A 12,187-nucleotide genomic window follows, 5' to 3' on the forward strand; every position below is an offset into this window, starting at 1 on the left:
GAAGGATTCCTCTTTTTATTTAAAAAAATTATCATAATTTTATTTACACAACTTATTATACATTACTTATTAGGAACAATTTAACAAAAAATTATAACTGATTAATTTATATCTACTTAAAATAATAAGCCTCCTCCTGCATAAATGTAAAAACAGAAAGAGGCTAAATAATTAATCTCTATTTAGAGTATTAAATAAAACTAATTTCCTAAATTAGAAACATCAAGTCTGTAAACTCCCATTCCATTCTCATCTGTTTCAACAAATGAGATATTAGGAATTTCATATTTTTCTACATAATCCATTGCTTCTGGATGAGAGCGGAAAGTTACATCACCAGCTGGATCAAATGAACTGATGTGCCAGTTATAATCTGGTTCAGGGTTAATTGTACCCTTTGCTTCAATATAGTTCATGATAATCTCTCTATTTACAACTCCACTTGGTGCATAAACCGGATCTTCTTCTACACAGGGAGGGAAGTCACCTCCACCACCAGCACGATAATCATTAGTCACAACTAAAAATTCCATATCTGCATTCAACTCTTTTTCCTGATATGTGGCATTAACAACTCTTTCTCCTACCGGCCTGGTTACATCAATCTGATATTCGATGCCGTCTATCACATCAAAATTATAGGCTGAAAATTCAGGATTTAAGAGTTCCTGTGCTGTTTCTGAGTCAGGGTCAATTCTATTGAAGTTCTCTGCACTTCTCTCCAGCCACTCAATGATCTGCTTACCATTTAATTCCATTACTCTGATCTGGTTATCATAAATGTAGATGTCAGTAACATCTCCAATGGTTACTCCACCAGTCATAACTTCAGTAAAGTAATCTGCATCTTCTCTACCGGCTCTAAAGGGAGCAGCAGCAGAAAGTATTGGCAGCTCAGAATATTCACCGGAACTGAATTCGTCTTCAGCCCACCATAATTGGGCATTATTAATAACCTGAGTTACAGGAGAATCCATAACTCTGGATAAATAGGAGGTAATATCTCTTTCTGTATCTCCAATCGGTGTTCTCACATATTCAATTACCTTTTCGTGAACATCATTTGCTATTTCTTCAATTTCAGGATGAGATTCTACATTCTCATCAACTACTCTGTGGCGGACCTGATGGCCCACAACTTCCCAGCTGCCTTTATTTTCTTCAATTTCTAAGTCAATAACTCCCAGAGCAGAACCCCAGGAACCGGGCATTACAGTTGGCACACCAAACATTGTACCAGCTTCAGCATCAACACCTTCTAAGTCTTCATAGTCGTCAGGGAAGGTTCCGTGGTGGTGGCCGGTAATCAAGGCATCTACTTCATTCATCTGAGCAATATAATAAGATGCATTTTCGCGAGCATCATAAGAATCTACCGGAGCATCACTGATACCGGAGTGTGATAAAACTACAACTAAGTCAGTTTTTTGAGCAAGCTCAGGTATTACTTTCTCTGCCTGATCAACAATCTCTTTAATCACAACATTACCTTCTAAGTGATCTTTACCCCAGAGCATTGACTGTGGTGGCACAAAGCCGACAACACCGATTCTTAAATCTTTGCCATTTATATTTTTAGTAATTATTGTATAAGGGTCAGTATAAAATTCATCTTCATTATCAGCTAACATAATATTTGCTGATAGAAATGGAAAATCTGCACCGGCCACTGCTTTTTCTAGATAATCCATACTGTAATCCTGCAGTTCATGATTACCGACTGCAGCTGCCTCATAACCTGCATAATTATAAGCTTCAATTATTGTCTGGGTTTCTCCATCAGTAATTGGCTCTATCTGATATTCATAAAGTCCAATTAAACTCCCCTGAATTAAGTCACCATTGTCAAGCAGTAAAGTATTGGGGTTATTATTTCTTTCTTCTTCAATTAGAGTATAAATCTTAGAAAAGCCAATTGTTTCATCCACCGTATCTTCCATATAATCATATGGAAGCAGATACTGATGAACATCTGAAGTCGCAAGAATGCTTAAGGTCTCAGCTGCCATCATCGAAACAGTAAAGCTAAAAATTAAGATTAAAGCTAAAAACAGAGTAAAAATTATTTTTCTTTCTTTTAACAATTTGATCACCCCTTCTTAGGTCTAAACTAATTTTATTAAATTTTGAATATTTTGTCAATATTTTTTTCAAAAAGAAAACAGCCGCTCCCGGCTGCTGCTTAAACTCAGTCATTTTTCTGATTTGAGTTTTCCTTATTTTTTTCTTTAACTGCTTTTGACATTGTTTTCTTTAAAGTTTCCATCATATCCTCTTCACTGTCTACACCCATCACTATAATATCAGGGCTGCCGCCAAAAAAGTGGTCAAAAATTTCAAAAATTAAAATCCCAGCTAAAAGTGCAGCCACTGCCAGCTCAATTCCAAATTTAGTGTATACAAGAGCAAAAGCAAGAGCAGATAAAAACCCAATAATATATGATAATTGATTTCTATGCTGTGTAATAAACATTGAGAGAAGATCTTTTAAAACTGCTAATTTCTTATTAATAGTATCACTTCTCCTTTTCAGTACTTTTATTTTGAGTACCTACATAATATCAGTCCTAATTTTAATTGTCAAAATCCTAATTGAAATATTTCATGCTGGTCTTCTTTAATTCTTCTGTTGAGTATAAAATCTGATAATCCTTAATTTTATATTTTTTCACCAGCTCCTCAACTTTATTTTCCAGCTCTTCTTGATTTTTAGCGTGCATCATAGCATAAAAATTATAGGGCCAGTTCTGATAAGTCTTCCGCTGATAACAGTGGCTTACCTCCTGAAGTTTTGAAATCTCTTGACCTACCTCATCAATTTCTTTTTTGCTGAACTGGCAGACAAACATGCCGTTGGCCTGATAACCAGAATCTCTGTGGTGTAAGATAGCAGAAATCCTTTTTAAGATTTTTCTTTCTTTAAGCTGCCGCAGTCTCTGCAAAAGTTCTTCCCGATCAATATTTAAATCCTCCGCTATTTTCTGGTAGGGATTTAAAGTAAGCGGTATATCAGTTTCCAGAGCCTTAATTATCTTTTTATCCAGCTCATCAACAATTTCTCCAAAGTCTTTATCTGTAATATTATTCATCAGCATCACCTTCAGCTTCCTGCTCCATTTTAAAAAATACATTTAACTTAAAAAATTTTTCTTTCGGCAGCTGATAAAGTTCTTTAACTCCAGGCAGTGCCTTTATCTGGGCCAGAAACTTTTCACGATCGAGCTCACTGGCCGTTGAAAGAGTAAACCAGAGATTCAGCTGATGATCACGGCGGTAATTGTGGGTAACTCCAGGATGCTGGTTTATGATTTCAGCTACCTGATAAAAATTTTCTTCTTCCAGCTCCAGGGCTACCAGAGTACTTTTATAACCCAGCCTTGAAGATCTAAAAACTCCTCCCAGCCTGCGGATATAACCATCTTTTTTCAATCTTTTTACTCTCTGCAGCAGCTCTTCTGCTTCAATTCCAAGCTCTACTGCTATTTTTTGAAAGGGTGAGGCTTCTAATTTTAATCCTTTCTGCAGTCTATCTAAAATTTTCTTATCAATTTTTTCCATAAAAACAGCTCCTAAATTAAATAAGCTCAGCCTATAAATTTATAAACTGAGCTAAATATTCGTTAATTAATTTCTCAATAAATATTAAAGTTATGCTCCAACAAAAAAGATATCATTATAGTAGTCACTTTCGATCTCTCGTTTATGAGCAAGAGTTGGATTAAGATTTTCTATAAAAACTGCCAGCCATTTTGAATAAAGCTCGTGCATTAACTCCAGCTCAACCTCGGTCTGCTGCCAGAATTCCTGATGCAGTCGGCTCTGATGTTTCCAGATGATTTTTTCTTCTTCTTTGACAGCACCTGATAAGCGATCACAGGGCATTCTTTCAACAAAATGCTCATTTATAATCTCAAAAGCATCATCTAAGTTAAACTTATCTACATTATCTCGTACTTTAGCCTTTTCTGCAAGCTCTGCTGCCTGAGCAGCATAAATATCTAAAAGTAAATCTTGGTCATCATATTTCTTAATCAAAGCAGAGATGACCGCTGCTTCTCTTTTTTCAACTATCTGAATCTGCTTATATAACCACATGTGGATTGGACCTAAAAATGCACTCATTATCAAAACTCCTTTTTAAATTTATATACTTGATTATTCTTCTCGAGTTATTATAGCATTTTTAAAAAGGAGCTAATATGATATGTATCACAGACCTAAAGGGCTGTATTTTCTATAGAACAGAATGGATCAGCCTCCATATAATTCCCGCTGTAATAATAAGCTCTAGCTCTACAGCCTCTACATTTACTTCCGTATTTACAGCTGCCGCATTTACCCTTCCAGTCCAGGGTTCTCATTTCATCTAAAATTTCGCTGTTTTCCCAGATTGACTTAAAACTTTCTTCCTTAACATTACCAACTTTAAGATCAAGATAGGCACAGGGCTGCACATCTCCCACAGGATTAACAATACAGTAGCTTACACCTGCCAGGCAGCCATTTCTAAAACGGGTATCAATATCTAACTGATCAGCAGTGGCTATAAACTGAGGTGCACAGACCGGTTTTACCTCTATCTCCACCTCTTCTGATTTTTCATGATTCTATCAATAGCCTGCTGATATTCTTTTTTGCTTACTGCACTTTCCTCTATATAAGCGGCACGACCAGTGGGTACCATAAAGAAGATATGAGCTGCTTTGGCCCCTATTTGAGCAGAATAGTCAATCACAGCCTCCAGCTCATCTAAATTCCAGTCCATGACTGTCATATGGGTCTGAAAAGGGATACCTACCTGCTTTAATTCTTCAAAGGCATTTTCAACCTTTTTAAAAAGTCCCTTTTCTCCTCGAAATTGATCATGTTTTTCAGGGTCCACACTATCTAAACTAATTCCTGCTGCCAGAACTCCTGCCTCTTTTAATTTATGAGCCACCTCTTTGTCAATTAAGCCGCCACCGGTTCCCAGCACCGGCCGCAGTCCAATCTTAGAGGCATAAGCCATCAGCTCAAAAATATCATCTCTTAAAAGCGGCTCTCCTCCAGAAAAGATCATTAGATGAAAGTTAGCAGCCTTAATTTGATCCAGCATCGCCTTTGCCTCTGCAGTATTTAATTCCTGCTCAAGATTGGCCCCTGCATAACGATAGCAGTGAGGACAGCTTAAATGACATTGATTTGTAGTATTCCAGGATATAATATTCATTTATAGATCTCCTCCAATTTCCTGATCAGATAAATAACAGCCGGGGTCTGCTCCCCAAAGCTCACCAGCTGCATAGGCCCTTGCTCTAAGATTACCATTACAGATTTCTAAAAATCTGCAGTCAGCACAGCGCCCTTTAAGATATTCTTTCCTATTTCTCATTTTATTAAGGAATTCATTTTCATTAGTTCTGTTTTTCCAGATCTCTGAAAATTCTTTTTCTCTAATGCTGCCCAAAGTTACAAAACGGCTGAACTGATCAGCATAAACATCTCCTTTGTGATCAATATTAGCAATGGCACTGCCGCTGCGGTTGCCTCCACTCTTTAATAACTGATCATAGATATATTTAGCCCGCTCCGGATCTCTTTTCTTTGTCTTTAAATATAGATAGGCTCCATCAGCATGATTATCCACTGTTAATATTTCTTTGGGTTCTCCCTGATCAATAAAATACTGAGACCATTTTATAATTTTGTCAATAGTTTTCTTTTTATCCTGATCACTTAATTCAGCTTCTTTAATATTTTCACCACGGCCTGAATAAACTAAATGGTAAAAACAGATGCGGGGAATATTTTCTCTTTCAATCAGCTGAAAAAGCTGATCAATTTCCTGATAATTATCCTGATTAATTGTAAAACGCAGCCCAACTTTCTGCTCATATTTCTGACAGTTTCTAATTCCTTCCAGAGCAGAGTTAAAGGCACCTTTTTTACCGCGAAACTGATCATTGGTCTCTTTTAAGCCATCAAGACTGATCCCAATATAGCTGACTCCCAGGGCTTTTAACTCCTGAACCATCTTTTCTGTCAGTAGAGTTCCATTGGTTGAAATCACTACTCTCAAATTTCTACTTCTGGCCTTTTTAATCAACTTAAATAGATCAGGCCGCAGCAGTGGTTCTCCACCTGATAAGAGCAGAACCGAAACCTTAAAGTCTGCCAGCTGATCGATCAAAGCAAAGGCTTCTTTAGTGTTTAATGTATCGTCTTTTTTGGCTGCAGTGGAATTTGAATAACAGTGTTTACAGTTTAAATTACACTGAGAATTTATATTCCAGGCAGCAACAGGACCCAGTCCAGGCCGAGTCCCAATTGGAGAATTACTGCAATCTTTATCATAGCGCAGCTGATCTCCATAAGTATTAAATTCTGTTAACATTTTAGTTATATTAAACATATTTCACCTCTATTTAATAGTGATTATGTGGGTGCATTCAAATTTCTCTCCAGGAGATAACTTATTAATCCCTTCTTTTTCCTCTATTCTGCCGCTGCTGTCAACTGAGTCAGCAATTCCCTGCCAGGGTTCCAGACAGATAAAAGGTGCTTCAGCCGACTGAGACCAGATTCCTAAATAGGGGAAATTTTTAAACTCCATTTTTACTTCCCGCTCTGATTTTCTGCTTTTTAAAGTAACTTTTTCTGATTCTAAATTTTTAAATACAAGGGCATCATCTTTAAAAATCTCTGAGTTTAATTCCAGTATTTTTTGATTTTCCAGAACTTGCTCTGTTTGATGGTTTAAAAGACCCGCTTCCAGCAGATATTTTTCTGCCTCTTCCTCTTTTTCAAATTCTAAATAATAATCTTCTTTTTTCTCACCATCTGTCAGCGGCCAGTAAAAGGCTGGGTGGGCTCCGATAGAGAAATACATATCTTTTTGATCTGTATTTATAACCTTATATTTTACTGCAAGAGAATTTTCATTAATAGTATATTTGAGCTCCAGTCTAAATTTAAAGGGGTATTTTTCTAAAGTTGCTTCATTTTCTGCTAATACATAAGTCAGTGAATCCTGACCCTCTTCCAGCAGTTCAAATTCATTATCTCTGGCAAAGCCATGCTGAGTCATCTGATATTCCTGATCATTATAAGTATATTGGTCATTTTTTAATCGTCCAACTATAGGAAATAAGACAGGCGCTCTTCTTCCCCAGTACTCTGGATCACCATGCCAGAGATAGTTTTTATCATCTTCTTTTAAGACCAGCTGCTGAAGCTGAGCTCCGGCAGTATCTACTTCAATTTTTATTTTTTTATTTTCAATTCTGCTAATCATAAATAAACCTCCTGCATTTTTAGAGAAAGTAATCATTATTTTTAAAACTATATATTATGATTATATAATATATAGACTGATTTTAAAAGAAAGATTGAGATTTTTAAAATATCAATTAAACTATCCCCAATGCTCTAAAGATAAAGACAAATAAGGTCAGAGAAAAGACTGAGCCCAGAGTGGTCATCATCACAATTGAAGCTGCCAGATTCTCATCTCCCCCCATAGCTGCAGTGATTATCGCAGAAGAAATTGAAGTTGGGACTCCAAATAAAATATAGATTAAAAATATCTCTTTATTGCCAAGGCCAAAAACAAAGGCTGCCAGTACAGCCAGGGCGGGATTAATAAGCAGTTTAAAAATGGTGGCAGCTGCTGCCGGTCTGATATCTACAAATAATTTATCGACCTTAAATGTTGCACCAATTGTCAAAAGGGCCAGCGGTGTTGCCAGAGCATCAAAGTAATTAGCTGTATTCTGCAGCAGTGGTGGAAATCTAAAATTAATTAAAGAAGCAGTTATTCCAAAAGCAATGGCAATAATAAAAGGATTAGTAAAAATATTTTTTACGGCATTTTTAAATTGATTTTTAGCCTCATTGTTAGGATTTGTCAAAACTAAAACTAATACTGCCAGCACATTATAAACTGGAACCACAAATGCTACCACCAGAGACGCCAGAGGACCAACTGCACCGGTCACATTTTCTAAAAGTGAAAAGCCAACATAAACAAAATTACCTCTGAAGGTTCCATGAATAAAAGCTCCAACTTTACTATCTTCTTTGACAATTAATTTCGAATAAAAATAGATTATAATTACACTAATCGCTGTGCCTGTTATAGCAAAGCTGATAAACTTTAAGTCAAAATTATCAGCGACAGAACTCTGAGAAACACTGTTAAAAAGCTTTAAAGGTAGGGCTATGTAAAATACAATAAAATTAGCAGCATTTATAAAATCCTGTTTGATAACATTTTTCTTCTGCAAAATAAAACCACTCAACATTATTAAAAAGATAGGTAAAGCAACACTAAGACTGAATATAAAATTAGCTAACATAAATACCTCCTGCAGATCTTTGTATTTATTTTTAGTTTATGTGAAAAAAGAATTAATAACAAGACATTTATTGCTGTATAGAAAATTTTTTCGACTAATTTTGATATAAATTAGAAAAAGCAGAAAGAGCTAATAAGTGACCTCTCTGCTTTTTTATGGCTATTTATTTTATTATTTCGTCATTGAGATATTTATTCCAGACGATTTCAAACCAGTTATTATCTTCAGGAATCTCTCTGACATCCTGCCAGCTGAATTCAAAATGATCACCTCTGTATCTTAGGCGCTGGATCTTTTTGCTTAAGGCACCATCCTCCAGGCTGAATCTAAAATCTTCGCTTAAACTCTCTAATGGAAGTTTCCCCTCTTCATCCTGAACCAGGTAGGAGCCGCGGCTTTTACCTCCAAGCTGAATATAATCCTTAAAGGCAGTTAAATAAACTAATTGGGCTAAAAGGAGATCATAATTTTGAAAAGCAAGACTTAAATCACGAATAGAATTTAGACTGCTGATTTCTCCCAGTTCTTTTAATTCAGACTCTGTCTCCTTAAGAGCAGCTTCGATTGCAGCTAGATTTCGAATATGGGCTCCAGCTTTACTCATTCTTTCTCCCAGCTTCTTCCTGATCTTGATTACATTTGCCGAATCTGATTCAATTGATTCAGCAAATTTCTTCCCCAGTTTTAATTTCTTCTTGATTTGAGCCGAAGCCTGGGCTGAAAATACATCTAAATCAGCCGGCTCTTTTTGATAACGGGCATTGATATACTGAGCGGCTCTGGTACTTCCCACCTGGCCTGAATTAAGGGCAGTTCCGCCTGGACGATAGACTCCATGACTGCCGTTTACCTCTCCGACCGGGAAAAAGTGAGCAAGATTACTCTCCCACCAGATATTACCCTCAAGACCTCCGTTGTTGTGCTGAGCGCAGACTGCAATTTCCAGCATTTCACTGGTCAAATCAATACCATTGTCAGCATAGAGATTAACTGCCGGCTGATTCATTTTTTTTAGCCTCTCAATTGGAGTTCCAAATAGAGCTTCAGAATTTTCAAGATACTGATAGGCCTCTTCACCCAGCTGAGAAAAGTTTAGATTTCCATTTTTAGATGCAAATTTAGGATTCTGACGGTAATCAAGCCAGACTCTTCTTCCCTTAACAACAGTTTCATTATAAACTAAGATGTCAATTAGAGATGAGCCAAAATCTTCAATCTTCCGGGGGTCAAAGGGCCACTGATACCCCTTTAGAAAAATTGCATTCAGCATCTTCCCGGGATCAGCAAAATATTCATTTAAAAACTCTCGCCTGTCATTCCCCTCCTGGTCGGTTGAAATATAAGTCGGTAAAACCTGCTGATAGGTTCCAGAAAGGTTCCAGCGAAATTTTATTGAAGCAATTCCGTACTGCCACTCGGTTAAGTTTTTCCCCTGCACTCCGGCCTCAAAAGCAAGACCTGAAGCTCCAGTTTGAGAACCCGGATAAACTGAGGCAGCATAGAGTCCGGCCGGACCACCAGTGGCATAAACTATATTGGTAGTATTGAAGATAGTATAGCGCTTTTCTTCATTTTCCAGCTGATTTTTATTCAGGGTTAAAAGGCCGACAGCATTTTTCTGAGCCTGGTCAGTTAAAACTGCTATTACCTGATAATTATCAAAGATTTGAACCCCCTTATTTTTAACCTCTTTTTCCAACTTTTCTGTCATATAGCGGGAGGTTAAGGGACCGGCTGAAGTTGCTCTTTTGCGGGGATCATGGTCAGTTTTATAACCTACATATTCTCCAAAACGATTGTGGGGAAAAGGAACTCCAATATCCACCAGGTGGTAAAATGAGCGAGCTGATAAAGCAGCCTCTACCAGGGCCAGATCACCATCCATTGAGCCACCTGAAAATAAGGTTTCTGCCATCTCAAAAACTGAATCTTGGTCTTTTCCTCCCAGAGTTAATTTATAATAAGTCTGCTTGTCTGAACCTGTATTGCGGGAAGTCCCCATATTTATTCCTTCAGTTACAACAGCTATATCCTGCTGTCCGAAATTATATAATCTGTCAGCTGCATTTAAGCCTGCAGCTCCGGACCCAACCACAACCGTATTTAACGAGTAGACATCGAGCATTTTATCTTCTATTTGAAGCTGATCTTTTCGCATCTTTTCCTCCTCTTTTTAAGCTAATTCTTTAAATCTTCTGTTTTGGAAAACATTTTCCAAAACTCCATGAAAAAAGCTTCTCCAGTTAAATATTATTTTATTTAAACTCAGAGAAGCTTATTTTAAAAAATAATTAAAGTGTAACTCCATCTTTAAAAATTGCAATTTCTCGATAATCATTAATCTCATTTTTAGTCTTTGTTTTTTTCGAAGCCAGATCAATTAGGTAATCGAAAAACTCAGCAGCTAAAGAGTCCATATCTCTACCTTCCAGTAATTCTCCTGCATTAAAATCAATCCAGTTTCGCTTTTGATTGTATAGTCTGTTGTTGGTAGAAACCTTTACAGTTGGTACCGGGCCGCCAAAGGGAGTTCCTCTCCCTGTTGTAAATAAAACCATGTGGGCACCAGAAATTGCCAGAGCTGTTGTTGCCACCAGATCATTGCCGGGACTTTCTAAAAGATTTAGGCCCTTACCGGTAACCTGATCTCCATAGAAAAATACATCATTAACAATACCTGTACCACCTTTTTGAGTACAGCCTAAGGATTTTTCTTCTAAGGTGGTAATTCCCCCCTCTTTATTTCCTGGAGAAGGATTTTCGTAAATTTCCTGATCATGAGAAAGGAAATAATCCTTAAAGCCATTGATCAGATCGACTACTTTTTCGAAAGTCTGCTCATCTTTAGCTCTATTCATTAAAATTTTCTCAGCTCCAAACATTTCTGGGACTTCAGTTAAAATACTTGTACCCCCATAGACCCCCAGTTTATCAGAAATCCTGCCGAGTAAGGGGTTGGCAGTTACTCCGGAAAATCCATCTGAGCCACCACATTTAAGACCAATCTTCAGTTCTGAAACTGGCACTTCTTCCTGTTTGAATTTCCCAGCATATTCAACCAGATTATCTAAAATATTCTCGGCAGCCTTCTGGTCATCTTCCACATCCTGCAGGTTGATAAACTTAACCCGCTGAGGATTATAATCACCAATATATTCTTTGAAATCTTCTATTAAATTATTTTCACAGCCCAGACCGACGACCATCACTGCCGCTGCATTAGGATGATTAACCAGACCGGCAAGAGCTTTTTGAGTCATCTCCAGGTCATCACCAAGCTGGGAACATCCGTAAGGATGAGGAAAGGCATGAATACTGTCGATAACTTCATTCTCAATTAACTCTTGATACTTCATTTCTGCCTTTAAGGCCATTTTTTCTACAACTTTATTGATGCAGCCAACTGTGTTGATAATCCAGACATCATTACGAATTCCAACTTTTCCTTTTTCCCGTTTATAGCCCAAAAAAGTAGGCATTTCTGCTGGTTTCTCTAATTCAGGTAAATCAGGCTGATATTCATAATCCAGTTTGCCTGAGAGAGCAGTCTTTAAATTATGAGTGTGGATCCACTCACCTTTTTTGACCTCTTCTGTTATTTTTCCGATTGGAAAACCATAACGAATCACTTCATCACCTGCAGCAAAATCTTTTAAAGCAACCTTGTGGCCGACAGGTATATCACTTAAAACCTTAATTTTTTCTCCCTTAACTTCAATTTGTTCTCCGGCATCTATTTCTTCAACAGCGATCACTATATTATCATTTCCATTTATTAATAAAACACTGGCTCCCATAAGAACCTCCTTATATTCTAAAATAGCCCGGAATAAAGACATCCCAGGCTATTT

At 37.2% G+C, this 12,187-nt stretch carries 10 protein-coding genes and 1 pseudogene; all 11 read right to left on the minus strand.

Annotated features, from left to right (window positions below):
• Positions 1 to 200: 200 nt before the first annotated feature.
• Positions 201 to 2,084: a bifunctional 2',3'-cyclic-nucleotide 2'-phosphodiesterase/3'-nucleotidase gene (locus tag CI949_RS10975; RefSeq protein ID WP_290766360.1), complete on the minus strand. Its 1,884-nt coding sequence runs from the start codon at positions 2,082 to 2,084 to the stop codon at positions 201 to 203.
• A 104-nt stretch (positions 2,085 to 2,188) separates the two neighbouring features.
• Complete coding sequence (locus tag CI949_RS10980; RefSeq protein WP_290766363.1) at positions 2,189 to 2,473, minus strand: hypothetical protein; 285 nt, start codon at positions 2,471 to 2,473, stop codon at positions 2,189 to 2,191.
• A 115-nt stretch (positions 2,474 to 2,588) separates the two neighbouring features.
• On the minus strand, positions 2,589 to 3,089 hold the full coding sequence (locus CI949_RS10985) for an Lrp/AsnC family transcriptional regulator (protein WP_290766366.1): 501 nt from the start codon (positions 3,087 to 3,089) through the stop codon (positions 2,589 to 2,591).
• Positions 3,082 to 3,558 (minus strand): AsnC family transcriptional regulator, encoded by a 477-nt coding sequence (locus tag CI949_RS10990; protein WP_290766369.1) that lies wholly within the window; start codon positions 3,556 to 3,558, stop codon positions 3,082 to 3,084. The genes CI949_RS10985 and CI949_RS10990 overlap by 8 nt, the downstream gene beginning before the upstream one ends.
• Positions 3,559 to 3,648: 90 nt before the next feature.
• Positions 3,649 to 4,122, minus strand: coding sequence for a hypothetical protein (locus CI949_RS10995; RefSeq protein ID WP_290766372.1), 474 nt, complete (start codon positions 4,120 to 4,122; stop codon positions 3,649 to 3,651).
• Between the two features lie 95 nt (positions 4,123 to 4,217).
• A pseudogene (gene nirJ2, locus CI949_RS20925) lies at positions 4,218 to 5,209 on the minus strand (putative heme d1 biosynthesis radical SAM protein NirJ2).
• Positions 5,210 to 6,391, minus strand: a complete 1,182-nt coding sequence (locus CI949_RS11010) for a radical SAM/SPASM domain-containing protein (protein WP_290766381.1) — start codon at positions 6,389 to 6,391, stop codon at positions 5,210 to 5,212.
• A gap of 9 nt (positions 6,392 to 6,400) precedes the next feature.
• A complete protein-coding gene (locus CI949_RS11015) occupies positions 6,401 to 7,273 on the minus strand; it encodes an aldose 1-epimerase family protein (protein WP_290766384.1) in 873 nt (290 codons plus the stop codon).
• Positions 7,274 to 7,388: 115 nt separating this feature from the next.
• Positions 7,389 to 8,336 (minus strand): AEC family transporter, encoded by a 948-nt coding sequence (locus CI949_RS11020; RefSeq protein ID WP_290766387.1) that lies wholly within the window; start codon positions 8,334 to 8,336, stop codon positions 7,389 to 7,391.
• A 163-nt stretch (positions 8,337 to 8,499) separates the two neighbouring features.
• Positions 8,500 to 10,494, minus strand: coding sequence for an FAD-binding protein (locus CI949_RS11025; RefSeq protein WP_290766389.1), 1,995 nt, complete (start codon positions 10,492 to 10,494; stop codon positions 8,500 to 8,502).
• Positions 10,495 to 10,627: 133 nt separating this feature from the next.
• Positions 10,628 to 12,133 (minus strand): UxaA family hydrolase, encoded by a 1,506-nt coding sequence (locus tag CI949_RS11030; RefSeq protein WP_290766391.1) that lies wholly within the window; start codon positions 12,131 to 12,133, stop codon positions 10,628 to 10,630.
• Between the last annotated feature and the right edge of the window lie 54 nt (positions 12,134 to 12,187).

The organism is Halanaerobium sp. (assembly GCF_003070835.1).

Bases quoted from the DNA above. Each gene is read 5' to 3' on its own strand.
- CI949_RS10980 (WP_290766363.1), bottom strand. From the start codon at position 2,473: ATGTTTATTACACAGCATAGAAATCAATTATCATATATTATTGGGTTT.
- CI949_RS10985 (WP_290766366.1), bottom strand. From the start codon at position 3,089: ATGAATAATATTACAGATAAAGACTTTGGAGAAATTGTTGATGAGCTG.
- CI949_RS10990 (WP_290766369.1), bottom strand. From the start codon at position 3,558: ATGGAAAAAATTGATAAGAAAATTTTAGATAGACTGCAGAAAGGATTA.
- CI949_RS10995 (WP_290766372.1), bottom strand. From the start codon at position 4,122: ATGAGTGCATTTTTAGGTCCAATCCACATGTGGTTATATAAGCAGATT.
- CI949_RS11010 (WP_290766381.1), bottom strand. From the start codon at position 6,391: ATGTTTAATATAACTAAAATGTTAACAGAATTTAATACTTATGGAGAT.
- CI949_RS11015 (WP_290766384.1), bottom strand. From the start codon at position 7,273: ATGATTAGCAGAATTGAAAATAAAAAAATAAAAATTGAAGTAGATACT.
- CI949_RS11020 (WP_290766387.1), bottom strand. From the start codon at position 8,336: ATGTTAGCTAATTTTATATTCAGTCTTAGTGTTGCTTTACCTATCTTT.
- CI949_RS11025 (WP_290766389.1), bottom strand. From the start codon at position 10,494: ATGCGAAAAGATCAGCTTCAAATAGAAGATAAAATGCTCGATGTCTAC.
- CI949_RS11030 (WP_290766391.1), bottom strand. From the start codon at position 12,133: ATGGGAGCCAGTGTTTTATTAATAAATGGAAATGATAATATAGTGATC.